General features: G+C 72.4%; 21 protein-coding genes. 10 read left to right on the forward strand and 11 right to left on the reverse strand.

Annotation, left to right across the window (positions count from 1 at the left end; translation table 11 throughout):
- Positions 1-417 precede the first annotated feature (417 nt).
- From ACFYT4_RS30550 to ACFYT4_RS30570, 5 genes are all read right to left on the reverse strand, one after another.
- Positions 418-1,218, reverse strand: coding sequence for a type III pantothenate kinase (locus ACFYT4_RS30550; RefSeq protein WP_389276151.1), 801 nt, complete (start codon positions 1,216-1,218; stop codon positions 418-420).
- A complete protein-coding gene (nadC, locus tag ACFYT4_RS30555) occupies positions 1,218-2,246 on the reverse strand; it encodes a carboxylating nicotinate-nucleotide diphosphorylase (RefSeq protein ID WP_389276154.1) in 1,029 nt (342 codons plus the stop codon). The genes ACFYT4_RS30550 and nadC overlap by 1 nt, the downstream gene beginning before the upstream one ends.
- Positions 2,243-3,949, reverse strand: coding sequence for an L-aspartate oxidase (locus tag ACFYT4_RS30560; protein ID WP_389276157.1), 1,707 nt, complete (start codon positions 3,947-3,949; stop codon positions 2,243-2,245). Before ACFYT4_RS30560 ends, nadC begins: the two co-directional genes overlap by 4 nt.
- Positions 3,946-4,935, reverse strand: a complete 990-nt coding sequence (gene panC, locus ACFYT4_RS30565; protein ID WP_389276225.1) for a pantoate--beta-alanine ligase — start codon at positions 4,933-4,935, stop codon at positions 3,946-3,948. Before panC ends, ACFYT4_RS30560 begins: the two co-directional genes overlap by 4 nt.
- 251 nt (positions 4,936-5,186) lie before the next feature.
- Positions 5,187-6,107 carry a Rossmann-like and DUF2520 domain-containing protein gene (locus ACFYT4_RS30570; RefSeq protein ID WP_389276160.1) on the reverse strand — a complete coding sequence of 307 codons (921 nt, stop codon included), beginning with the start codon at positions 6,105-6,107 and terminating at the stop codon, positions 5,187-5,189.
- Between the two features lie 193 nt (positions 6,108-6,300).
- Here ACFYT4_RS30570 and ACFYT4_RS30575 point away from each other — a divergent pair, with 193 nt between their 5' ends.
- Positions 6,301-7,446, forward strand: a complete 1,146-nt coding sequence (locus ACFYT4_RS30575; RefSeq protein WP_389276163.1) for a threonine aldolase family protein — start codon at positions 6,301-6,303, stop codon at positions 7,444-7,446.
- Positions 7,447-7,657: 211 nt separating this feature from the next.
- Here ACFYT4_RS30575 and ACFYT4_RS30580 read toward each other — a convergent pair whose 3' ends face one another.
- Both ACFYT4_RS30580 and ACFYT4_RS30585 read right to left on the reverse strand, forming a co-directional pair.
- The gene (locus ACFYT4_RS30580) at positions 7,658-8,338 is read right to left on the reverse strand and encodes a response regulator (RefSeq protein WP_389276166.1); all 681 of its coding nucleotides are present in this window, start codon (positions 8,336-8,338) and stop codon (positions 7,658-7,660) included.
- A gap of 211 nt (positions 8,339-8,549) precedes the next feature.
- The gene (locus tag ACFYT4_RS30585) at positions 8,550-9,743 is read right to left on the reverse strand and encodes a sensor histidine kinase (protein WP_389276168.1); all 1,194 of its coding nucleotides are present in this window, start codon (positions 9,741-9,743) and stop codon (positions 8,550-8,552) included.
- Positions 9,744-9,833: 90 nt separating this feature from the next.
- Here ACFYT4_RS30585 and ACFYT4_RS30590 point away from each other — a divergent pair, with 90 nt between their 5' ends.
- Together ACFYT4_RS30590 and ACFYT4_RS30595 are read left to right on the forward strand one after the other, a co-directional pair.
- A complete protein-coding gene (locus tag ACFYT4_RS30590; RefSeq protein WP_389276171.1) occupies positions 9,834-10,811 on the forward strand; it encodes an SAM-dependent methyltransferase in 978 nt (325 codons plus the stop codon).
- 164 nt (positions 10,812-10,975) lie between these two features.
- Positions 10,976-12,118, forward strand: coding sequence for an NADH-quinone oxidoreductase subunit D (locus ACFYT4_RS30595; RefSeq protein WP_389276174.1), 1,143 nt, complete (start codon positions 10,976-10,978; stop codon positions 12,116-12,118).
- Positions 12,119-12,188: 70 nt separating this feature from the next.
- On the opposite strand, the gene ACFYT4_RS30600 is transcribed toward ACFYT4_RS30595, so the two are convergent.
- The 4 genes from ACFYT4_RS30600 to ACFYT4_RS30615 form a co-directional block, all read right to left on the reverse strand.
- Positions 12,189-13,439, reverse strand: a complete 1,251-nt coding sequence (locus ACFYT4_RS30600; protein ID WP_389276177.1) for a hypothetical protein — start codon at positions 13,437-13,439, stop codon at positions 12,189-12,191.
- 180 nt (positions 13,440-13,619) lie between these two features.
- Positions 13,620-14,594: an ABC transporter substrate-binding protein gene (locus tag ACFYT4_RS30605; protein ID WP_389276180.1), complete on the reverse strand. Its 975-nt coding sequence runs from the start codon at positions 14,592-14,594 to the stop codon at positions 13,620-13,622.
- A gap of 179 nt (positions 14,595-14,773) precedes the next feature.
- On the reverse strand, positions 14,774-15,499 hold the full coding sequence (locus ACFYT4_RS30610) for an ABC transporter permease (protein WP_389276183.1): 726 nt from the start codon (positions 15,497-15,499) through the stop codon (positions 14,774-14,776).
- Positions 15,499-16,215: an ABC transporter permease gene (locus ACFYT4_RS30615; protein WP_389276186.1), complete on the reverse strand. Its 717-nt coding sequence runs from the start codon at positions 16,213-16,215 to the stop codon at positions 15,499-15,501. Before ACFYT4_RS30615 ends, ACFYT4_RS30610 begins: the two co-directional genes overlap by 1 nt.
- Before the next feature lie 150 nt (positions 16,216-16,365).
- Here ACFYT4_RS30615 and ACFYT4_RS30620 point away from each other — a divergent pair, with 150 nt between their 5' ends.
- The 7 genes from ACFYT4_RS30620 to ACFYT4_RS30650 all read left to right on the forward strand — a co-directional run bounded on the left by ACFYT4_RS30620 (position 16,366) and on the right by ACFYT4_RS30650 (position 23,018).
- The gene (locus tag ACFYT4_RS30620) at positions 16,366-17,595 is read left to right on the forward strand and encodes an ABC transporter ATP-binding protein (protein ID WP_389276189.1); all 1,230 of its coding nucleotides are present in this window, start codon (positions 16,366-16,368) and stop codon (positions 17,593-17,595) included.
- 487 nt (positions 17,596-18,082) lie between these two features.
- Positions 18,083-19,849 (forward strand): phosphatidylglycerol lysyltransferase domain-containing protein, encoded by a 1,767-nt coding sequence (locus ACFYT4_RS30625; RefSeq protein ID WP_389276192.1) that lies wholly within the window; start codon positions 18,083-18,085, stop codon positions 19,847-19,849.
- Between the two features lie 120 nt (positions 19,850-19,969).
- Positions 19,970-20,809 carry a dihydropteroate synthase gene (gene folP / locus ACFYT4_RS30630; RefSeq protein ID WP_389276195.1) on the forward strand — a complete coding sequence of 280 codons (840 nt, stop codon included), beginning with the start codon at positions 19,970-19,972 and terminating at the stop codon, positions 20,807-20,809.
- Complete coding sequence (locus ACFYT4_RS30635; RefSeq protein ID WP_389276198.1) at positions 20,806-21,255, forward strand: nuclear transport factor 2 family protein; 450 nt, start codon at positions 20,806-20,808, stop codon at positions 21,253-21,255. The genes folP and ACFYT4_RS30635 overlap by 4 nt, the downstream gene beginning before the upstream one ends.
- Positions 21,256-21,487: 232 nt before the next feature.
- Complete coding sequence (gene folB, locus ACFYT4_RS30640; RefSeq protein WP_389276201.1) at positions 21,488-21,847, forward strand: dihydroneopterin aldolase; 360 nt, start codon at positions 21,488-21,490, stop codon at positions 21,845-21,847.
- Complete coding sequence (gene folK, locus ACFYT4_RS30645; protein WP_389276204.1) at positions 21,844-22,431, forward strand: 2-amino-4-hydroxy-6-hydroxymethyldihydropteridine diphosphokinase; 588 nt, start codon at positions 21,844-21,846, stop codon at positions 22,429-22,431. Before folB ends, folK begins: the two co-directional genes overlap by 4 nt.
- Before the next feature lie 86 nt (positions 22,432-22,517).
- Positions 22,518-23,018 carry a DUF3180 domain-containing protein gene (locus tag ACFYT4_RS30650; RefSeq protein ID WP_389276207.1) on the forward strand — a complete coding sequence of 167 codons (501 nt, stop codon included), beginning with the start codon at positions 22,518-22,520 and terminating at the stop codon, positions 23,016-23,018.
- The last annotated feature ends 90 nt before the right edge of the window (positions 23,019-23,108 follow it).

Here is a 23,108-nt window from a genome sequence, read left to right on the forward strand (position 1 = left end):
TTAGACAATTCCGGGCGGGTCGACGGCGGGGCGACGACAGGTCGGCGCATGCGCCCGGCCCGCCGTGCGGCGCGGGACGCCCCTGGGCGCGGGCGGGTCCTCGACGGTCCGTCCCTCGTCGCCCGATGTACCGGGCTCGGTCCTCGGCCACCGGACGGGCCGGACCGCGCAGCCGGCGCCGCGCAAGGTCTGCGGCTCGGACTCCGTCCCCGAACACCGGACGGGCCGGGTGTTCGGCCGGGCCCGCGCCGGACGGCCTCGCCGGGTTCGGGGCCGTACGGTCGGCCGCCCGGGCCCGGAGGGCCGGGGCCACGTGGCGGAGGGCCGAGGCAGGGGTACGTGGCCCCGGGGCCGGGCTCCTCCCTGGCGGGGCTCGGAAGGACCGCGGGGCGCGGGCGGAGGCTGGGCCCGGCGGGGCTACATGCGGGAGATGTTGCGGTCGTAGACCAGGCGCAGACCGATCAGGGTCAGCCACGGCTCGTGCTCGTCGATCTCCGACGCCTCGCCGAGGACCATCGGCGCGAGACCGCCCGTAGCGATCACCGTCACCTCCTCCGGCTCGTCCGGCGCCAGCTCCCGCTTCATCCGGCGCACCACACCGTCGACCTGGCCCGCGAAGCCGTACACGATGCCCGACTGCATCGCCTCGACCGTGTTCTTGCCGATCACACTCCGGGGGCGCGCCAGCTCGATCTTGCGCAGCTGCGCGCCCTTGACGCCGAGCGCCTCGACGGAGATCTCGATCCCGGGGGCGATCACACCGCCCGCGTACTCGCCGCGCGCGCTGACCGCGTCGAAGGTCGTCGCCGTGCCGAAGTCGACGACGATCGCCGGACCGCCGTACAGGTCGACCGCCGCGACCGCGTTGATGATGCGGTCGGCGCCGACCTCCTTGGGGTTGTCCATGAGGATCGGCACACCGGTCTTGATCCCGGGCTCGACGAGGACCGCCGGGACGTCGCCGTAGTAGCGGCGGGTGACCTCGCGCAGCTCGTGGAGGACGGACGGGACCGTGGAGCAGATGGCAATGCCCTCGATGCCGTCGCCCAGCTCCATGCCGAGCAGCGGGTGCATGCCCATGAGGCCCTGGAGGAGGACGGCCAGTTCGTCCGCGGTACGGCGGGCGTCCGTGGAGATGCGCCAGTGCTCGACGATCTCCTCGCCGTCGAAGAGACCGAGGACCGTGTGCGTGTTGCCGACGTCGATGGTGAGCAGCATCAGGCGTCCGCCTCACGCAGGTCGAGTCCGATGTCGAGGATGCGGGAGGAGTGGGTGAGGGCCCCGACCGCCAGATAGTCGACTCCGGTGTCCGCGTACGCCCGCGCGTTGTCGAGGGTGAGCCGGCCGGAGGACTCGACGAGCGCGCGGCCCGCGACGAGCGCGACGGCCTCCGCGGTCTCGGCGGGGGTGAAGTTGTCCAGCAGGATGAGATCCGCGCCCGCGTCGAGCACCTCGCGCACCTGGGGCAGGGTGTCGACCTCGACCTCGACGGGGAGGTCGGGGAACGCGTCCCGTACGGCCTTGAAGGCCGCCGCGACGCCGCCCGCCGCGATCACGTGGTTGTCCTTGACGAGGGCCGCGTCCGAGAGGGACATCCGGTGGTTGACGCCGCCGCCGCAGCGGACCGCGTACTTCTCCAGGGCGCGCAGGCCGGGCGTGGTCTTGCGGGTGTCGCGGACCTTCGCCTTCGTACCGTCGAGTACGTCCGCCCACGCGCGCGTGGCGGTCGCGATGCCGGAGAGCCGGCACAGGATGTTCAGCGCGCTGCGCTCGCCGGTGAGGAGTTCGCGGGTGCCGGTGGTGACCGACAGCAGCTTCTGGCCCGCCTCGACCCGGTCGCCGTCCGCGACGTGCCGTTCGACCTCGAACTCCTCGGAGGCGACGACGGAGAGGACGGCCTCGGCGATCTGGAGGCCCGCGACCGTGCCGGCCTCCCGGGCCGTGAAGTCTCCGGTGGCGACCGCGTCCGGGGGGACGGTCGCCACGGAGGTGACGTCCGTACCGCCGTCGAGGTCCTCGCCGAGCGCGAGATGGGCGATGTCCTCGACCTGGACGGGGTCCAGGCCCGCCTGCGCGAGCAGCGCGGCGAGCGCGGGGTCGAGGCCGCATTCGTACTCGCCCCCGCCTTCGTACTCACCCCCGCAGCCGCAGCCGTCACCGCAGCCGCCGCCGGACTCCGCGGCCGGTGCTCCGATCTGGATCAGGGGTACGTCCACGGGGCGCGGACGTTCTTGGGGCGTGCTCACGGCTGGGGCTCCCTAGGGGCTGTCGGCGGGAAGGCGGTGCTGTCGGTCCGGTGGACGACGAGCGAGCGGTCGGCGGCGAGGCGGACCACCAGATGGCGGCCCCACGTCCCGTCGTCGCGGTCGGGGCGGTCCTCGCGCCAGTGGCAGCCCCGGGTCTCCTCGCGCTCCAGCGCGGCGGCGGTCAGCACCCGGGCGACACAGAGGAGGTTGGTGGTCTCCCAGGACTCGACACCCGGCTCGGCGGTCTTCTCCCGGCTGTCGTTGACGGCCGAGCGGTGGACTTCGTGGAGCGCCCGGGCCGCCGCGGTGAGGCTGTCGGCGGAGCGCAGGACGCCCGCGCCGTGCGACATGATCCGCTGGATCCCGGCGCGTGCCTCCGGGGCGATCAGCGGCAGTACGGAGGGGGTGCCCGAGGACGCGGGGGCACCGGCGGCCAGGGGGGCGCGGGAGGCGATGTCGGCCGCGATGCGCTCGGCGAAGACCAGGCCCTCCAGGAGGGAGTTCGACGCGAGCCGGTTGGCGCCGTGCACTCCCGTGCAGGCGACCTCTCCGCACGCGTACAGCCCGGGGACCGTGGTGCGGCCGTGCAGGTCGGTGCGGACGCCGCCGGAGGCGTAGTGCGCCGCGGGGGCGACCGGGACGGGCTCGGTGACCGGGTCGATGCCGTGCGCCCGGCAGGCCGCGAGGATCGTCGGGAAGCGCCGCTCCCACATCCGCGCGCCGAAGTGGCGGGCGTCGAGATACATGTGGGCCGCGTCCTGCTCCCGCATACGGCGCATGATGGCCTTGGCGACGATGTCCCGGGGGGCCAGCTCGGCCAGCTCGTGCTGCCCGAGCATGAAACGGGTGCCGGAGGCGTCGACGAGATGGGCGCCCTCTCCCCGTACGGCCTCCGAGACCAGCGGCTGCTGGCCCTCCGAGTCCGTGCCGAGGAACAGCACCGTGGGGTGGAACTGGACGAATTCGAGGTCCGAGATCTCCGCCCCGGCGCGCAGCGCGAGCGCGACGCCGTCGCCGGTGGAGACGGCGGGGTTGGTGGTCGCGGAGAAGACCTGGCCCATACCGCCGGTGGCGAGGACGACGGCCGGGGCGTGGACGGCTCCGACGCCGTCGTGCTGCCCCTCGCCCATGACATGGAGGCTGATGCCGGCCGTGCGGCCGGCGGTGTCCGTGAGGAGGTCCAGGACCAGGGCGTTCTCGATCGTGCGCAGTCCGGCGTCGCGCACGGCGCCGACGAGGGCCCGGGAGATCTCGGCGCCCGTGGCGTCACCGCCCGCGTGGGCGATACGGCGCCGGTGGTGGCCGCCCTCGCGGGTCAGCTCTATCTCGCCGGAGGCGGAGGTGTCGAAGTGGGCGCCGGACGCTATCAGCCGCCGCACCGCCCCGGGGCCCTCGGTGACCAGGAGGCGGACGGCCTCCTCGTCGCACAGGCCGGCGCCCGCGACGAGCGTGTCGTCCAGGTGCTGTTCGGGGGTGTCGCCGTCGCCGAGCGCGGCGGCGATGCCGCCCTGGGCCCAGCGGGTCGAGCCGTCGTCGAGACGGGCCTTGGTGACCACGACGGTGGAGAGCCCGGCCGCGGCACAGCGCAGTGCGGCGGTCAGGCCCGCGACACCGGAGCCGACCACGACGACATCGGCCGCGATGGACCAGCCCGGCGGTGGGGCGTCCAGCCGTATGCCGGTGGTCTGGGGTGCGCCGGTCACGAGGTGGCTCCGAACCTGAGGGGGATGTTGTCGATCAGCCGGGTCGCGCCGACGCGGGCGGCGACCGCGAGGATCGCCTCACCGTGGTGGCCGTCGGGGACCTCGGTGAACGTCTCCGGGTCGACCAGGGCGAGATAGTCGAGGACGAGCGGCGGGGTGGAGCGGGCGGCCTCGTCGAGGACGGTGCGGGCGGCGGCCCGTACGGCATCGGCGCCGGCACCGGCCTGGGCCACGGCGGCGGCGTCGGCCGCGGCACGTGCCTCGCCCATCGCGGAGAGCGCCTCGGCACGGGCGCGGGTGCCGGGGATGGCCTCCGCCCTGGCCAGCAGCGCCTGCTCGGCGGCGAGGCGGTCGTGGGCCGCGAACAGGGCGCGGGACAGCGCGAGGGCGGTGGTCCGCTCGGCGGGCGAGAGGAAGCGGTTACGGCTGGACAGGGCCAGGCCGTCCTCCTCGCGGACGGTGTCCACGGCCGCGATCTCCACCGGAATATTCAGATCGCGGACCATCCGGCGGATCAGCGCGAGCTGCTGCGCGTCCTTCTGCCCGTACAGCGCGACGTCGGCGCGGGTGAGGTGGAGCAGCTTGGCGACGACGGTGAGCATGCCGTCGAAGTGGCCGGGGCGGCTCGCTCCTTCGAGACGCTCGCCCAGGGGTCCCGCGCCGATGCGGATCCGGGGCTGTCCGTCCGGGTAGATCTCGTCGGCGGAGGGTGCGAAGACGAGGTCCGCGCGCGCGGCCTCGGCGGCCGCCAGATCGGCGTCGAGCGTACGGGGGTAACGGTCGAGGTCCTCGCCCGGGCCGAACTGGAGCGGGTTGACGAAGACGGTGACGATCACATAGCCCTTGCGGCCGACGCGCTCGCGGGCGGCGCGGATGAGGGTGGCATGTCCCTCGTGGAGCGCGCCCATGGTCATGACGACGGCGGTACCGCCGGGGACCGAGTCATGGCTGAGGACATGGTCGAGATCCTCCAGCGTCCGCACCAGCTCGACCGTGGGCCCGCCGCCGAACGAGAACGACCAGCGCCCGGGAGAGCGCGGGCCGCCCCGGGCGGAGGTACGCGAGTCTCCGGAGGTACGAGGGGTGCCGGAGGTATCAGAGGTACATGGGGCGCTGGAGGAACCCGGGGTGCCGGAACCGGAACCGGGGGTGCCGGAGGCCGCGGCTCCGGGCGCTCCGGGGGTGGCTTCGGCGCCCTGCGCCCCGGAGGAGGGTGTCCCGGGTGACGTCTCGGGGGTCATCTCTGCTCGCCTTCCGCCAGCACTCCCAGCAGGTCCTCGGCCAGCTCCGGTTTGAGCAGGCCGTGCGCGAGGGCGCGGTCGGCGGTGGTGCGGGCCATCGCGAGATAGCCGGCGACCGCCCCCGGCGCGTGCTTGCGCAGCTCGGCGACATGGGCCGCCACGGTACCCGCGTCCCCCCGGGCGACGGGTCCGGTGAGAGCCGCGTCCCCCGAGCGCAGGGCGTTGTCGAGGGCCGCGCCGAGGAGGGGGCCGAGCATCCGGTCGGGGGCGGCGACCCCCGCCGTACGCAGCAGCTCCATCGACTGGGCGACCAGGGTGACCAGGTGGTTCGCGCCGAGGGCGAGAGCCGCGTGGTACAGCGGGCGGGCCTCCTCCTCGATCCACTCGGGCTCCCCGCCCATCTCGATGACCAGCGCCTCGGCGGCGAGCCGCAGCTCCTCGGGGGCGGTCACCCCGAACGAGCAGCCCGCCAGCCGCTGGACGTCCACACTCGTGCCCGTGAAGGTCATCGCGGGGTGCAGCGCCAGTGGCAGCGCGCCCGCGCGCAGGGCCGGGTCCAGCACCCGCGCGCCGTACCGCCCGGAGGTGTGCACCAGCAGCTGTCCCGGCCGGACGGCACCCGTCTCGACGAGTCCCTCGACCAGCGCGGGCAGCGCGTCGTCGGGGACGGTCAGCAGCACGAGATCGGCCCGGGCCAGGACCTCGGCGGGCGGGACCAGCGGGACGTCGGGGAGCAGGGCGGCGGCTCGGCGCACCGACGCGTCGGAGACTCCGGAGACCGCCACGGGGCGGTGCCCGGCCAGCCGGAGCGACGCGGCGAGCGCCGGTCCGACCCGGCCGGCGCCGACGACACCGACGGTCAGGCGGGCGGGCCGGTCCCGGGGATCGAGCGGCTCACGGGGTGCTGTGGCATTCACGCGGTAGGGCCTTCCGTTCCAGTCCGCGGTGGGTACCGGACGATGTGCCGTCATGCTACGCCAGCGCCGCGAAGGCCCCTCTGGCTGTCCACAGGCGAGTTGTCCACAGGCGTGGACGGTGCCGTGACGAGCGGGAATGATCGAGGGAACATGATCGGGAAGTGACAGGGCGGGACCGGACGGGGGACAGCGGATGGATGCGGACGAGCTGAGGGAGAGGCGCCGGGCCGCGTGGCGGGCGTCGGACCGGCTGCTGTGGCGGACCGCGACGGATCAGCTCCTCGGCGAGCGGCTGGCCGGACTCGCGGCCGACGCGGCGGCGGTCCACGACCCGGACGAGCCGGCGGATGTGTACGGGAACGGGGTGGTGGAACAGCTGGAGCAGCGGGTGGCGTCGCTGCTCGGCTTCCCCGCTGCCGTGTTCTTCCCGACCGGGACGATGGCCCAGCAGGTCGCGCTGCGCTGCTGGGCGGGGCGCACGGGCAGCGGGACGGTGGCCCTGCACCCGCTCGCCCACCCGGAGGTGCACGAGCGGGGCGCGTTCGGCGCGGTGAGCGGCCTGCGTACGGTCCGGGTGACGACGGAGCCCCGGCTGCCGACGGCCGAGGAGGTCCAGGACTTCGAGGAGCCCTTCGGCTCCCTGATGCTGGAGCTGCCGCTGCGGGACGCGGGGTTCGTCCTGCCGACCTGGGACGAGCTGGTGGCGGTCGTGGGCGCGGCGCGCGAGCGGGACGCGGTGGTCCACTTCGACGGGGCGCGGCTGTGGGAGTGCCCGCCCCACTTCGGGCGGCCGCTCCACGAGATCGCGTCCCTCGCCGACAGTGTGTACGTGTCGTTCTACAAGTCGCTGCGCGGGCTGTCCGGCGCGGCGCTCGCGGGCCCCGAGGACCTGGTGTCCGAGGCCCGCACCTGGCGCCACCGGTACGGCGGTCTGGCGTTCCAGCAGTTCCCGGCGGCCGTCTCGGCGCTCCTGGGGCTGGAGCGGGAGCTGCCCCGCCTCCCGGTGTACGTGTCCCACGCGAAGGTCGTCGCCTCGGCCCTGCGCGACGCGTTCGACGCGTCCCCCGCGCCCTGGGCCCGCGTCCATCCGGAGGTTCCCCACACCCACCAGTTCTTCGTCTATCTCGCGTATCCGGCCGACGTGCTGAACAGGGCCTGTCTGCGCCAGGCCGAAGAGTCGGGCGTCACCCTCTTCCGCGACTGGTCGCCGCAGGGATGCCCGCCGGGCGTCTCGGTCACGGAGGTCACCGTCGCCGCCGAGGGCCTGGAGTGGACGGCGGCCGATGTGCGGGAGGCGGTGAGGGGGTTCCTGGACCGGGTGGAGAAGGAATCGCGCTGATCGGTCTGCCCCGGGCCCTGGGTTCGGCGTGGGCCCGGGCCCGGCGGGGTGACCGGGTGCGGTGTTACGGCAGGTCGCGGGTGCCGTGGGCCGGGCTCGGGCGGCCGGGCCCGTCCCCTCGCGCCGACCGCTCACCCGGCCCGGGCGCGGTGGGGCTCCGGCCCGGGTGCCGGTCGGCCACGCGCCCGGGCGCGGGAGGCCGAGGCGGGCATCACGCCGTGGTGCCTCCGCCGCCGGCCCGGACCAGACCCGTCTCGTACGCCAGGACGACCACCTGCACCCGGTCGCGCAGGCCCAGTTTGGTGAGGATGCGCCCCACATGGGTCTTCACGGTCGCCTCGGACAGGACCAGCCGGGCCGCGATCTCTCCGTTCGACAGGCCCTGCGCCACCAGCAGCATCACCTCGCGCTCGCGCTCGGTGAGCCGCTCCAGCTCCTTGTGCCGCGGCTCGCCCCCGGTGCTCGGCAGCATCGGCGAGAAGCGGTCGAGCAGCCTCCGCGTCGTCGACGGCGCGACCACCGCGTCACCGCTGTGCACCGAACGGATCGCGCCCAGCAGCTCACCGGGCGGCACATCCTTGAGCATGAAACCGCTGGCCCCCGCCTTCAGCCCGGAGAAGGCGTACTCGTCGAGATCGAAGGTCGTCAGGATCAGCACCTTCGGCGGGTTCGGGGCGGCGCAGATCCGCCGCGTCGCCTCGACGCCGTCCAGCCTCGGCATACGGACGTCCATCAGCACCACGTCGACCGCCGTGGAACCCAGGACCTCGATGGCCTCCGCGCCGTCGCCCGCCTCCGCGACGACCTCCATGTCCGGCTGGGCGGCCAGGACCATCCGGAAACCGGTGCGCAGCAGCACCTGATCGTCGACGAGCATCACACGGATGGACATGTCAGCAGGGTCCTCAATCTGTAGGGGTCAGGAGGTCGGGCAACCAAGGGTGGTAGGGGGTCAGGGGCAGGTGGGCGGGGGCAGGGGCTGTGGTCGGAGGGGGCGATGCGGCCGTTGCGGCCGGATCAGTTCGGACGGTTCGGTTTCGGGCGGTTCGGGTCGGACAGGGCTGTTCGGACAGGAAGCGGTTCGGTTCGGGCGGTCGGGCGGGTCAGGCGGGCTTGAGCGGGAGCAGGGCGCTGATCCGGAAGCCGCCGCCGGGCCGGGGCCCCGCGTCCAGCGTGCCGCCGACCATACCGACGCGCTCGCGCATCCCGATGAGCCCGTGCCCCTGCCCGTCGACGCCCCCGTCCTCGTACAGCTCGTGCGCCGAGCCCCGGCCGTCGTCCTCGACCAGCAGGCCGAGCCCGTCGTCGAAGTAGACGAGCCGCACGCTGGCGCCGACCTCGGGACCGCCGTGCTTACGGGTGTTGGTCAGCGCCTCCTGGACGATGCGGTACGCGGTCAGCTCGACACCGCTCGGCAGCGGCCTCGGCGTCCCCTCGATCTTGAAGTCCACGGTCAGACCCGCCTTGCGCACCTGCTCGACGAGGTCCTCGATCTGCCGCACATCGGGCTGCGGCACGTACTCACCGCTCTCCGGGGCGTCCCCGGTCCGCAGCACGCCCAGCAGCCGCCGCATCTCCGCGAGCGCCTGGCGGCCGGTGGTGGAGATGGTCTCCAGAGCCTGTTTGGCCTGGTCGGGGGCTGCGTCGAGGACATAGGCCGCCCCGTCCGCCTGCACCACCATCACCGAGACGTTGTGGGCGACGACATCGTGCAGCTCACGGGCGATCCTGGCGCGTTCGGCGGCGACCGCGACCTTCGACTGCGCCTCGCGCTCCTTCTCCAGCCGGGACGCCCGCTCCTCCAGCTGTTCGAAGTAGGCGCGGCGCGTGCGTATCGAGTCGCCGAGCGTCCAGGCCAGGGCGAACGGCACGGTCAGGATCACGGTGAAGAAGATCCGGCCGAGGGTGCTCACCTGGGGCTCGGGCCAGCGGATCATCGACAGGGTGGCGGCGGTCAGCCCTCCGATGAGCGCCAGCCGGGACGCCCAGCGGGATGTGGACTGTGCGGCGACGGTGTAGATGATCACCATCATCGCGAAGTCACCCGGGTTGACCCGGACGTCCAGCAGCAGCTGGGCGAGACCGATCACCGCGGCGAGGACCAGCATCTTCTCCGGCATACGGCGGCGCAGCGCCACGACCAGACTCAGGCCCACGATCACCGGAAGAGCGGCCCACACGGGCTCCTCGAACCGATTGTTCGCCACCTCGAGCACCGAGAACGCCAGGAGTACGACAGCCCAGAAGCTGTCGACACCCGTGGGGTTTCTGCGAAGGAAGTCATAGAGGCGCTGCACGTAACCCAGCGTAGGGAAGGCTGACAGCCGTGGGGGTCAACCGCCAGAGCGATCCGAACAGCGGAGGCGTACTCCGCAAGGTGGAGACTTATGGCCGTGACGGACGATACGGATGCCCCGCGGACCTGGCTGAGCTGGCGCGATGCGACGGAGACGGCGCTGTACGGGCCCGGTGGTTTTTATCTGCGGCCCGAGGGTCCGGCCGGACACTTCCGTACATCCGTGCACGCTTCGCCCCTGTTCGCCTCGGCGGTCGCCCGGCTGCTGCTGGAGACCGCGCGGGAGCTGGGCGGCGGAAGCGAGGACGCGTACGCGTTCGTCGACATGGGCGCGGGGCGGGGTGAGCTGGTCACGGGGGTGCTGGCGGCACTGCCCGAGGGTTTTCCGGTACGGGCTTACGCCATCGAGCGGGCCGAGCGGCCCGAGGGGCTGGATCCGCGGATCTCCTGGCTGCCCTCGCCGCCGGAGGGGGTCAGCGGGCTCCTCTTCGCGAACGAGTGGCTCGACAATGTGCCGGTCGACATCGCGGAGGCGGACGCGGACGGGGTGGCGCGACGGGTGCTCGTCCGCCCCGACGGCACGGAACGTCTCGGTCCGCCCGTGGACGGCGCGGACGCGGAGTGGCTGGCGCGGTGGTGGCCGCTGACCGAGTCCGGTGCCCGCGCGGAGATCGGCCGCCCGCGGGACGAGGCGTGGGCGGACGCGGTGGCGATCCTGCGGTCGGGACGGGCGGTGGCCGTCGACTACGGACATACGGCGGGGACCCGGCCGCGCTTCGGGACGGTGACGGGTTTCCGCGACGGCCGCGAGGTCCGGGCGGTGCCGGACGGGAGCTGTGACATCACCTCCCATGTCGCGATGGACGCGTGCGCGGGTCCCGGCGCCGTCCTGACGACGCAGCGGGACGCGCTGCGGGGGCTGGGGGTGTCGGCGGAGCGGCCCCCGTTGTCGCTGGCGTCGACCGATCCGGTCGCGTACGTACGGGCGCTCTCGGCGACGGGCGAGGCGGCGGAGCTGACGGCGCGGGGCGGGCTGGGTGACTTCCTCTGGCTCCAGGAACGCGTGTGAGTGCCTGGTTCCTCCTTCCAGCGCCGGACGGGCCGGGTTGACGCGGCCCACCGCGCCCCACCTGCCCGGTCTCACCCCTCGGTCCGTCCTCAAACGCCGGACGGGCCCGGTTGCCCGGCGCCGGGCCCGGTCCGTGCCCGGAGGGCGCGGGGGATACTGAGGGCATGACGGAGACCACCTTCAGCGTCGGCGGGGCCGCCGAGCGCACCGACATGGTGCTGAACATCGGGCCCCAGCACCCCTCCACCCACGGTGTGCTCCGGCTGCGGCTCGTGCTCGACGGCGAGGTCATCCAGCACGCCGAACCCGTCATCGGCTATATGCACCGCGGCGCCGAAAAGCTCTTCGAGGCCCGCGACTACCGCCAGATCGTGATGCTGGCGAACCGCCACGACTGGCTCTCCGCGTTCTCGAACGAACTCGGCGTCGTCATGGCCGTGGAGCGCATGCTCGGCATGGAGGTCCCCGAGCGCGCGGTCTGGACCCGGACCCTGCTCGCCGAGCTGAACCGGGTGCTCAACCATCTGATGTTCCTCGGCTCGTATCCGCTCGAACTCGGCGGGATCACCCCGGTCTTCCACGCGTTCCGCGAGCGCGAGGAGCTCCAGAGCGTCATGGAGGAGGTCTCCGGCGGCCGGATGCACTACATGTTCAACCGGGTCGGCGGGCTGAAGGAGGACCTTCCGGCGGGCTGGCTCGGCCGGGTCCGGCACGCCGTCGCGGATGTGCGGTCGCGGATGGACGTGTACGACCGGCTGGTGCTCGGGAACGAGATCTTCCGGGGGCGGACCCGCGACGTGGGCGTCCTGTCGGCGGACGCCGTGCACGCGTACGGCGTGAGCGGGCCCATCGCCCGCGCGTCGGGCGTGGACTTCGATCTGCGCCGGGACGAGCCGTATCTGGCGTACGGGGAGCTGGGGGACACCCTCAAGGTGGTCACCCGGACCACGGGCGACTGCCTCGCGCGCTTCGAGGTGCTGCTGGACCAGACGCACAACGCGCTGGAGCTGGCGGACGCCTGCCTGGACCGGATCGCGGAGCTGCCCCCCGGCCCGATCAACCAGCGGCTGCCGAAGGTGCTCAAGGCTCCCGAGGGGCACACGTACGCCTGGACGGAGAACCCGCTCGGGATCAACGGGTACTACCTGGTCTCCAAGGGCGAGAAGACCCCGTACCGGCTGAAGCTGCGCTCGGCGTCGTACAACAACATCCAGGCGATCACCGAGCTGCTGCCGGGCACCCTGGTCTCCGACATGGTCGCGATCCTGGGATCGCTGTTCTTCGTCGTCGGCGACATCGACAAGTAGCCTGCGCGCGAGGAGCCGCGACACCGGGGCGCGGAGGCCGGGGTGACCGGCAGTCGGCGGGCGGGATCCGTCAGGAGCTGACCGCTTTCCGCAGCCGGCCCAGGTCGAGCTTCTCCGTCTCGTCGTGCACCGTCAGATCGATGACGTCGCTGACGGGACGGGCCGGGGACACACCCTGTGCCGTACCCGCGCGCTGTGCCGCGTCCGCGCGCTGCTCGGCCAGGGCCTCCTCGCCGACCACATCGGCGAGGTCGGCCGTCTGCGCGGCCTCGATCGCCTTGGGGTCCACGGCCCGGGACTCGATGGCCCTGGTCTCGACGGACCGGGTCCCGATCGCCCTCGTCTCCGCCGACTTGGACTCGATGGCCTTCTGCGCACCCGCGCCCGCGGCCGTACCCTCCGACGGGTGCCCGTGGTTCGTGCCGAAGAAGTCGAACCCGCCTTCGGGGCGGCGCTTGACGGGCCGGCGGCGCGGCCCGTACGGGACGATCGCCGCGGCACCGGGGGCGGCGCGCCTGGCGGGGACGGCGGCCGCCGTGGGGCGGGTGTGCTGCTCCTCTTCGGCGTCCGCCACGGGATTCCCCCGGGGATCGCCGACTTTCGGGGCCGTCTCCCCCGCCGTCCCGGCCGCGAGGCCGGCCGAGGCCCACGGGGCGGCACCGGCCGGGGCCGCCGGGCCTGCGGCTTCCCGTGCGTCCCTGGCGTCCTTGGTGCGCTCGGCGATGTCGCGGTCGCGGGCCTCTTCCAGCGTGGCCCTGGCCTTCTGCGCGGCGGCGTTGCGCGAGAGGTCGTCAAGGGCCTTGGAGGCACGGAGATAGGTGGCGCGGCTGGTCGCCGAGGCGGACTCGGACAGCTCCTTGGGCGCGGCGACCTCCATCGCCAGCCTGCGGCGGCCTTCGAGAGCGTCGGCGCGCTCGGTCTCGGCGGTCGCGTAGCGGCGCAGGAGTTCGGCGTGCTCACCGCGGAGCGCGGCCAGCTCGACCCTCTTGGAACGGAGCTTGGCATCGAGCCGGGCGCGTAGTGCGCGCGACTCCTCTATGTCCGACTCCAGTTCGGCTATGCGCTCCTCGGCCTGCCAGGCGTCGCTGGCGCGGCCCCGGGTGAGGTCGGCGACCTTGCGCCCGGCGGCGCGGTCCCAACTGCGCATCAGGACGGCGCCGCTGACGGCGGCGGCGGCCGCGGCGGCGGTCAGGGATCGGAGCAGGGCCGGTTCCGAGAGAAACCACGCGCCGGCGGCACTCAGTACCGACGCTCCTGCGACCGCCGAAGGCGGCAGGAGCCTGTGCAGGGGAGGGGAATGGCGGTGGCGTCCACGGGGCATGGCCCGAAATTTACCGTGCGCCGAGACCGAATGGGATGCCGGGTCGGCAAATAACGTTCAAGTAAGTCTTGAAGTATGCCGCCGAGAACGCCGGATCCCCTCTTCACGTTTCCTTCACGGCACTTCGGATCGATACCGAGGGGATACCCGGGGCCGCAGGGCCCCGGGGTCGCCCGTGAACTACTTCTTCAGAAGGCCCTTGGACTCCAGATACGCCTTCGCCGCGTCCTGGGGCTTGGCCCGCTCCGCGTCCACCTTGCGGTTCAACTCCGCGAGATCTTCCGTGGTCAGCGCCTTGGTGAGCTTGTCCAGGGCCGCCGCAATCCCGGCGTCTCCCGCGTCCTTGGCATTGACGACGGGCAGGACGTTGTCCGCGTTCTGGAGCTTCTTGTCGTCCTCCAGGAAGACCAGACCGTCCATCACGGCGTCCGTCGTGGTGGTCAGGACCAGTTGATCCACACCGTCCTTGACAGCCTGCTTGGACTGCGGGGTACCGACGCCCTTGGGGTCGACACCGGTGACGTCAATGCCGTACGTCTTCTTCAGCCCCGGCGCGCAGAACGGCCGAACTTCGCACTCGTCCCCCGCCGCGATCTTGACCTTCAGCTTGGACTTACCAAGATCGGAAAGGGTCTTGAGGTTGTTCTTCTCGGCGAATTCCCGGCTCACCGCGAACGCGTTCTGGTCCACGGCACCGCCGGCGGGCAGCACCTTCAGTCCGCGCGGCTCGGCGAGCGCGGTGAGCGCGGCGACGGTGGCGGTCACATCGCTGGAGGCGACGGGCTTCTCGTCGGGCGCCTTCGGCCCGTTCGCCTTCGCGTTGAGGAATTCGGCGAGCGTCGCCGCGTATTCCGGGACGACATCGATCTCGCCCTTCTCCAGGGACGGTTCGTACAGCTCGCGGTTCTTCACCGTCGTCACCGATGTCTTGTATCCGGCGTCGGCGAGGATCTGCGCGTACAGCTCGGCGAGGACCTTGGACTCGGTGAAGGAGGCGGAGCCGATGACGAGTGAGCCCTTTCCGCCCGAACCGCCGCCCGATCCGGATCCGTTCTCCGATTTCTCCAGGCTGTCCCCGCCGCCGCACGCGGCGAGGGAACCCGCGAGGGTCACCACGGCCAGTACCGCTCCCGCGATACGAGAGGACCTGTTCATCACGTTCTCCGTTCAGAGCTTCAAGACATCAGAAGGTCGATGTGTCAGTGGGTTCGGAACGTCGGAAGGCGGCGGCCCGGCGCGCTCGCCGGCCGACGGGGCCGGAGGCGACCGGGTTCACGGCCGACGGGGGGGCCGGGGGCCGGCGGGCGGGGCTCGCGGGGGCGGGGATCCACGGATCAGGGCTTCAGCGGTTCCGGCGACCGGCGCGGCCTCACGGCCCCGGGCCGGGTCCGGCCCTTCCCCCGGCGGCGCGGGTCGATCAAACGGTCCGCCACCACCAGCACCCCCTCCACCAGCAGGGCCAGCAGCGCCGCGAGCAGCGCGCCCGCCACGACCTGCGGGGTGTTGTACGTGTTGAACCCGGCGGTGATGATCCGGCCCAGGCCGCCCTGCCCCACCATGGACGCGATGGTGGCCGTGGCGACCACCTGCACGGCGGCCGAGCGCAGCCCGGTCATCAGCAGCGGATACGCCAGCGGCAGCTCGACCCGCAGGAAGACCTGCCCGCCCGACATCCCCATCCCCCGGGCCGCCTCCACGACCGCGCGGTCGACCTCCCGCATCCCGACGTACGCGTTGGTCAGCAGCGGGGGCACGGCGAACAGCACCAGGGCGATGATCGTCGGCGTGTAACCGGCGCTCCTGAGCGGGGTGAGCATGAAGAGCGCGAGCACCGCGAAGACGGGTATCGCGCGGCCCGCGTTGGAGATGTTGACCGCGAGCGCGCCTCCCCTGCCGAGGTGTCCGAGCCAGAGCGCGATCGGCAGGGCGATCGCGCAGGCGAGCACCAGCGCCACCCCGCTGACGTAGACATGCTCGCCCAGCCGGTGCCAGGCACCGCTCTCCCCCGACCAGTTGGACCCCGTGGACAGCCATGTCCACGCGTCGGCCAGCACCCCCATCAGTCCGCCCCCCTGGCAGCGCGCGCCTCAGCGGCCCCGGGTATCCGGGTCCAGGGCGTCAGCAGCCGCTGGATGCCCAGCAGCAGCAGATCGGCGACGGCCGCCAGCAGCACACAGAGCACGGACGCCGTCAGCACCTGTGCCTTGAACGTGGTCTGCACCCCGTCGTCGATGAGATTGCCCAGTCCGCCCTTGCCGACCAGGGCACCGACCGTCGTCAGCGCGATCGTCGAGACCGTGGCGATCCGCAGGCCCGCCATCAGCGCGGGCAGCGCCAGCGGCAGTTCGACCTCCCACAGCAGCCTGCCGGGGCCGTACCCCATGCCGCGGGCGGCTTCCCGCGCTTCCGCGGGCACCGCGTCGAGACCGGCCATGATGTTCCGTACGAGAATGGTGAGCGAGTACAGCACGAGGCCGGTCACCACCAGGGCCGCCGAGAGCCCGAAGACGGGCAGCAGCAGCGAGAACATCGCCAGCGACGGAATCGTGTAGAGCAGGGTCGTCAGCCCGAGCACCGGGCCCGCGAAGGCGGGCCTCGCGCGCGCGAGCAGCGCCAGCGGGAACGCCACGGCGAGGCCGATCAGGACCGAGGCCACAGTGATCCAGACATGCTGGACCGTCGCGTCGGTCAGCTCCTGACCGCGGGTGCGCAGATACTCCCCGCAGATCCAGTCATTGGCCGCCAGACAGCTCTGCGCGGCCGCTCGCGCACTCATGCTCCCCCACCTCCCCACCCCTGCCCGAGCCATGCCGAACACATGCCGAACACCTGTCTGGCGACCCTAACCCCGGCCACTGACAATCACCGAGGAGCGCCACATTCCGGCAACATTGCCTTCACACAACACCCGCCACAATGGGGAACCATGATCCGTTTCGAGCACGTCACCAAGCGCTATCCGGACGGCACGACGGCCGTCGACGATCTGTCGTTCGAGGTGGGCGAGGGCGAACTGGTCACGCTCGTCGGACCGTCCGGCTGCGGGAAGACCACCACCATGAAGATGGTCAACCGGCTGATCGAGCCCAGCGACGGCCGGATATTCCTGGACGGCGAGGACATATCCACCGTCGACCCGGTCCAGCTGCGCCGCCGTATCGGCTATGTCATCCAGCAGGTCGGCCTCTTCCCGCACAAGACGGTCCTGGAGAACACCGCGACCGTCCCCCATCTCCTCGGCTGGCAGCGCGGAAAGGCCCGCGAGCGCGCCGCCGAACTCCTCGATCTCGTCGGACTGGACCCCGCGACCTACGGGGACCGCTACCCCGAACAGCTCTCCGGCGGACAGCGGCAGCGTGTCGGCGTGGCCCGGGCGCTCGCGGCCGACCCGCCCGTCCTGCTGATGGACGAGCCCTTCGGCGCGGTGGACCCGGTGGTGCGCGAGCACCTCCAGAACGAGTTCCTCAGGCTCCAGTCCCAGGTCCGCAAGACCGTGCTCTTCGTCACGCACGACATCGAGGAGGCGGTGCGCCTCGGGGACCGTATCGCTGTCTACGGACAGGGCCGGATCGAGCAGTTCGACGCGCCGGCCGCGGTGCTCGGCACCCCCGCGACGCCGTATGTCGCGGACTTCGTCGGTGCCGACCGCGGTCTCAAGCGGCTCTCCGTCACCCCCATCGAGGAGAGCGACCTCGACCAGCCGCCCGTCGTCCGGCTCGACGACCCGCTTCCCCGGGAACTCGGCGCGCGCTGGGCCGTCGTCCTGGACGGCGACGGGGATCTGCACGGCTGGCTCTCCGCGGAGCACGCGCGCGTGCCGGGTTCCGTACGGGAGCACGCGCGCCGGATGGATGCCTGGCTGCCGCTCGGCGCCTCCCTCAAGCAGGCGTTCTCCACCATGCTCCAGCACGACGCGGGGTGGATCGCGGTGATCGACAAGGAGGAGACGGGCCGCTTCCTCGGGGTGCTGACCCCGGCGAGGCTGCACGAGGCGCTGCGGCGCTCGATCGACGCGGACGCGCAGGACATTCCCCGTACGGAGGTCGACCTGGAGTCGATCGCGAGCGTGGGCGCCGTGGACTCCTCGGGAGTGATGGACTCCTCGGAAGGGGCGGACGCCGTCGCCGGCACCCCGACGAGGCTCACGAAGGACTGACCGGGGGAAGGCGGCCGGGCCGACCGAGGGACCCGGTTGCCGGACCGGTCCGGCTACCGGAGGCACCCTTCCCACGCGATCCGACTCCCCGAGCCGCCCTTCCGGGCCCGACCCCGGACCGGTCCGGGGTCGGGCCCGGAGGGCCGTGCCGACCGCGATACGGCCGCCCCCGGAGCCCGCCGGACCGGAAACCCCGCCCCCGCCGCCCGCCCCGGCTCCGGGGTGGGTCGCGACCCCATGCGTGACTTTTCTGTGAAGAAGAGTGAACCGGCCCCTGGGAACTTCCGTCCTAGAGGTCGCACATCTTCCCGAGCCGGTCGACCGCCGGCACACGGGCCACCACTCTCTCGCGGAATCACGGGATGCGATGGCTGCACCAGCAGATGGGGACAAATCACGATTTTCCATGAAAGGGATACGCCGGAACGCGGGGCCGCGGAACGGACGGTCACGGCGCAGCACGGCACCGACTGGGCGACTGCGGCGGATGCTGCGCGGGCCCCGGCCCGAATCCGTTCCCTCACTGGTCGGCACGGCCTGCACTCTCGTCGGCCTGATCGACATCGTCGCGGGTGTCGTCCCGCGCTTCAGGCACAGCCGCGCTCATACGCTCACCGAGGTGCTGCCGGGCGGGACCAGCCCGGTCGCCGCCGCGCTCTCGCTGAGCGTGGGGGTGCTCCTCCTGCTGCTCGCCCACGGTCTCAGGCGCCGCAAGCGCCGGGCCTGGCGGGCGGCCGTGATCCTGCTACCGGTCGGGGCGGTCGCGCTGTTCGTCCACCGGAACTCGGTCGTCGGCGCGGTCGTCTCGTTGCTTGTCATGGTCCTGCTATTGCGGCACCGCGGGCAGTTCGCGGCGCTGCCCGATCCGCGCGGCCGCTGGAAGGCACTGGCGAATTTTGTCCTCATGGGAGCGGGCTCGATCGGCCTCGGCCTGGTCGTCGTCAGCGCGCACCCGGGCAGCAGAATCGGCAGTCCGAGCCTCACCGACCGGCTGGAGCACACTCTGTCGGGGCTCGTCGGCATCCCGGGTCCCGTCGTCTACGACGGCGACGACTCCTGGACCGTCGCGTACTCCCTCGGCGCGCTCGGCCTGCTGACCGCCGCCACCACGCTCCGTCTCGCGCTGCGGCCCGAGCGCCCGGCCGTACACCTCAGCGAGGACGACGAGCACAGGCTGCGCGAGCTGCTCGCCCGGCACGGCGGCCGTGACTCCCTCGGCCACTTCGCGCTGCGCCGGGACAAGGGGGTGGTCTTCTCGCCCAGTGGGAAGGCGGCGATCTGCTACCGGGTCGTCTCGGGAGTGATGCTCGCCAGTGGCGACCCCATCGGCGACGTCGAGGCATGGCCGGGCGCGATCGAGCGCTTCATGGACGTGGCCGAGGCGCACTCCTGGACCCCCGCGGTGATGGGCTGTTCCGAGACCGGCGGCGAGGTCTGGACCCGCGAGACCGGCCTCGACGCGCTGGAGCTGGGGGACGAGGCGGTGGTGGACGTCGCGGATTTCTCACTCGGCGGGCGCGCGATGCGAAACGTACGGCAGATGGTGAAGCGCATTGAGCGCAACGGGTACACCACTCGCGTACGGCGCGCCTGCGACCTCACCGAGGGGGAACTGACCCGGATCCGCCGCGCCGCCGGGGACTGGCGCGGCACCGACACCGAACGCGGGTTCTCCATGGCACTGGGGCGCATCGGCGACCCGTCCGACGGGGACGCGGTGATCGCCACCGCGCACAAGGGAGACGAGGGAGACACGGGGGACCCGGACTCCGCGCACGGTGACCTGAAGGCGGTGATCCACTTCGTGCCGTGGGGCGCGGACGGAATGTCCCTGGAGCTGATGCGGCGCGACCGCTCGGCGGACCCCGGCATGAACGAACTCCTGATCGTCGCGGCCCTCCGGGCGGCTCCGGAGCTGAAGATCGACCGAGTGTCGCTCAACTTCGCGATGTTCCGCTCGGCGCTGGCGCGCGGGGAGAAGATCGGCGCGGGGCCGGTCCTGCGGATGTGGTGCGGGTTGCTGGTGTTTCTCTCGCAGTGGTTCCAGATCGAGTCGCTGTACCGGTTCAACGCGAAGTTCCGGCCGAGGTGGGAGCCGAGGTTCGTGGTGTTCCGGAGCGGCCGGGATCTGCCGCGGATCGGCTGGGCGGCGATGCGGGCGGAGGGTTTTGTGCCCGTGCCCCTCCTCCCCGGGCACACCTCCAAGCCCCCTCCCCCGTGCGCGCACGCCCTTCCCGGCCCCTCCCGCGCCTGAGGCCCGCCCCGCCCAGGGAAGCCGTCCGCCCGACAGGGTCCGGGGCGCCCCGGACCCGGCGGGAGGGGTACGGCGGAGGCGCGGGGAGGCGCCGGGGCGAGGCGGGCCTAGGCTGGGCGTATGAGTACGTTGCTTGGGTTGCCCGAGTGGGATCGCTGCGCGGTCATGGGCGTCGTGAACGTGACGCCGGACTCGTTCTCCGACGGCGGCCGCTGGTTCGACACCACCGCCGCCGTCAAACACGGCCTCGCCCTCGTCGCCGACGGCGCCGACCTCATCGACGTCGGCGGTGAGTCCACCAGGCCCGGGGCCAGCCGGGTCGACGAGGACGAGGAGCTGCGCCGTGTCCTGCCGGTCGTCCGGGGCCTCGCCTCAGAGGGCGTCACCGTCTCCGTCGACACCATGAGGGCGACCGTCGCCGACCGGGCCGTCGCGGCCGGAGCCGTACTCGTCAACGACGTCAGCGGCGGACTCGCCGACCCCGCCATGGTCCCGGCCGTCGCCTCCGCGGGCGTCTCGTTCGTCGTCATGCACTGGCGCGGCTTCAGCGAGGACATGAACAGCCGGGCCGTGTACGAGGACGTCGTCGCCGAGGTCATCACGGAGCTGCGCGACCGCATGGACACGGTCGTCGACGGCGGTATCGCTCCCGAGCGCATCGTGCTCGACCCCGGCCTCGGCTTCGGCAAGGACGCCGGCCACGATCTCGCGCTCGTCGCTCATGTCCGTGACTTCACCGCGCTGGGCCGCCCGCTTCTCGTCGCCGCGTCCCGTAAACGCTTTCTGGGGCACGTACTGGCGAAGGACGGCGTCCCGCCCCGGGCCAGGGAGCGGGACGCCGCCACCGCCGCGGTCTCCGCGATCGCGGCACACGAGGGCGCGTGGGCCGTCCGCGTCCACGAGGTACGGGCCACGGCCGACGCCGTACGGGTCGCGCGCGCCGTCGAGGCCGCCCGGTGAGCCGTACCGACGTCGAACTGGTCGAAGAGGCCAACACCATCTTTTACGAGACGGTGGAGCGCGGGGACTTCGACGCCCTGTCCGATCTCTGGCTGGACGACGGGATCTCCTGCATCCACCCCGGCTGGCCGGTGCTCTCCGGCCGCGGCGAGGTGCTGCGCTCGTACGCGCTGATCATGGCGAACACCGAGTACATCCAGTTCTTCCTGACCGATGTGAAGGTGAGCCTGTCCGGCGACACCGCGCTGGTGACCTGTACGGAGAACATCCTCAGCGGGGGCCCGGCGGAGGAGGCCGGGGAGCTGGGTCCGCTGGTGGGGCAGCTCGTGGTCGCCACGAATGTGTTCCGGCGCACGCCGGAGGGCTGGCGCATCTGGTCGCACCACGGCTCGCCCGTCCTGACGGAGAGCGACGACGAGGGCCCCGAGGAGACGTCCGGTTCCTGAGTGCCTCTCGCTCGGGTTTCCCCGGAACAAAGGTTCCGGCGTACGGGTTACGGCGTACGGGTTTCGGGGTCTCCTCCACTGGGCGGACGCGGCCGACCGGCCCCCGGACCGGCCGCCACACCCACCCGTGGGCATGGGGTGTCAGTGCCCGCAGGTAGATTCGAAGAGGGCACAGGAGCCGCCGCGGCGCGGCCGCTCGCCCTTCCGACCTACGACAGCAGGAGTGATTCGCGTGGATCGTGTCGCGCTGCGCGGCCTCAAGGCCCGCGGGCACCATGGCGTCTTCCCCCGGGAGCGCGAGGAGGGGCAGACCTTCATCGTGGATCTGGTGCTCGGTCTCGACACCCGGCCCGCGGCGGCGGACGACGACCTGGCGAAGACCGTGCACTACGGCATCGTGGCGGAGGAGGTCGTCGCGGTCGTCGAGGGCGAGCCCGTCGATCTGATCGAGACGCTGGCGGAGCGGATCGCCCAGCAGTGCCTGAAGCATGACGGCGTCGAGGAGGTCGAGGTGGTCGTGCACAAGCCGGACGCGCCGATCACCGTGCCGTTCGACGATGTGACCGTGACGATCACCCGGAGCCGTGTATGAGCGACCCCACAGTGCAGCCCGTACCCGCGTCCGTGGTGGAGCAGGTGGACGCGGCGGACAGTACGCTCTCCAATCCGCGGCGGGCCGTGATCTCCCTCGGGTCGAACCTGGGGAACCGGCTGGAGACCCTCCAGGGCGCGATCGACGCGCTGGAGGACACCCCGGGCCTGCGGGTCAAGGCCGTGTCGCCGGTGTACGAAACGGAGCCGTGGGGCGTGGATCCCGGCTCCCAGCCGTCGTATTTCAACGCGGTGGTCGTGGTGAAGACGACCCTGCCGCCGGCCTCGCTGCTGGAGCGCGGACAGGCGATCGAGGAGGCGTTCGACCGGGTGCGCGAGGAGCGCTGGGCGCCGCGCACGATCGACGTCGACATCGTGGCGTACGCGGACGAGGTCTCGGACGATCCCTCGCTCACGCTGCCGCACCCCCGGGCGCACGAGCGCGCGTTCGTGCTCGCGCCCTGGCACGACATAGAGCCGGAGGCTCAGCTTCCGGGCCGGGGGCCGGTCGCCCGGCTGCTGGACGGAGTCGGGCAGGAGGGCGTGCTCGCCCGCGCCGATCTGGAACTCCGGCTGCCGGAGTAGTCGTTAGGCTCTGAGGTCAGCGGACTCATCAGCGGGCCCATCGGACGCTGTCACGGGAAGAAGCAGGGGAAGGACGTGTGCTCTCGGTGAAGCAGCTACGGCTCGGGGTGCTGGCCGGTCTCTTCGCCGGGGCGGGGGTGCTGTCGTGGGCGGGCGCCCGCATGTGGGAGTCCTTCGGGACGCTGCCCAGCGTGCCGCTGGCCGCGCCGATCGTGCTCGCAGCGATCGCGGCGATCCTGACGGCGACGGCGCTGTCCCTGCGCTCCCGGCTGAAGGCGCAGCGGGAGCGGCGGCCCGGCGCCAAGGGCGTGGAACCGCTGATGGCCGCGCGCGCGGTGGTGTTCGGCCAGGCGAGCGCGCTGGTGGCGGCGCTGGTGAGCGGGATGTACGGCGGTACGGGGGTGTTCCTGCTGGGCTCCCTGGATATCCCGGCCCGCCGCGACCAGGCGATCTACGCGGGCTTCTCCGTCCTGGCGGGGATCGCTGTGATCGCCGCGGCGCTGTTCCTCGAACGGGTCTGCAAGCTCCCCGAGGACGGCGACGAGGGGGGCGGCGGCCCCTCGGGCGCGGGCCGCGCCCACGCCTAGTGACCTGAGTCGGAGATTCATCGTTAGTTGGGCATGAGTCGTCCGGGTCCGAAGATTCCGCCGTTGTCGGTCACTGATGCCCAGCGGGCG

This window comes from Streptomyces sp. NPDC004609 (genome assembly GCF_042873655.1).
GTDB lineage: Bacteria > Actinomycetota > Actinomycetes > Streptomycetales > Streptomycetaceae > Streptomyces.

Bases quoted from the DNA above. Each gene is read 5' to 3' on its own strand.
- ACFYT4_RS30550 (WP_389276151.1), bottom strand. From the start codon at position 1,218: ATGCTGCTCACCATCGACGTCGGCAACACGCACACGGTCCTCGGTCTC.
- ACFYT4_RS30575 (WP_389276163.1), top strand. From the start codon at position 6,301: ATGGATGCGGACGAGCTGAGGGAGAGGCGCCGGGCCGCGTGGCGGGCG.
- ACFYT4_RS30580 (WP_389276166.1), bottom strand. From the start codon at position 8,338: ATGTCCATCCGTGTGATGCTCGTCGACGATCAGGTGCTGCTGCGCACC.
- ACFYT4_RS30590 (WP_389276171.1), top strand. From the start codon at position 9,834: ATGGCCGTGACGGACGATACGGATGCCCCGCGGACCTGGCTGAGCTGG.
- ACFYT4_RS30595 (WP_389276174.1), top strand. From the start codon at position 10,976: ATGACGGAGACCACCTTCAGCGTCGGCGGGGCCGCCGAGCGCACCGAC.
- ACFYT4_RS30600 (WP_389276177.1), bottom strand. From the start codon at position 13,439: ATGCCCCGTGGACGCCACCGCCATTCCCCTCCCCTGCACAGGCTCCTG.
- ACFYT4_RS30605 (WP_389276180.1), bottom strand. From the start codon at position 14,594: ATGAACAGGTCCTCTCGTATCGCGGGAGCGGTACTGGCCGTGGTGACC.
- ACFYT4_RS30610 (WP_389276183.1), bottom strand. From the start codon at position 15,499: ATGGGGGTGCTGGCCGACGCGTGGACATGGCTGTCCACGGGGTCCAAC.
- ACFYT4_RS30615 (WP_389276186.1), bottom strand. From the start codon at position 16,215: ATGAGTGCGCGAGCGGCCGCGCAGAGCTGTCTGGCGGCCAATGACTGG.
- ACFYT4_RS30620 (WP_389276189.1), top strand. From the start codon at position 16,366: ATGATCCGTTTCGAGCACGTCACCAAGCGCTATCCGGACGGCACGACG.
- ACFYT4_RS30625 (WP_389276192.1), top strand. From the start codon at position 18,083: ATGCTGCGCGGGCCCCGGCCCGAATCCGTTCCCTCACTGGTCGGCACG.
- folP (WP_389276195.1), top strand. From the start codon at position 19,970: ATGAGTACGTTGCTTGGGTTGCCCGAGTGGGATCGCTGCGCGGTCATG.
- folK (WP_389276204.1), top strand. From the start codon at position 21,844: ATGAGCGACCCCACAGTGCAGCCCGTACCCGCGTCCGTGGTGGAGCAG.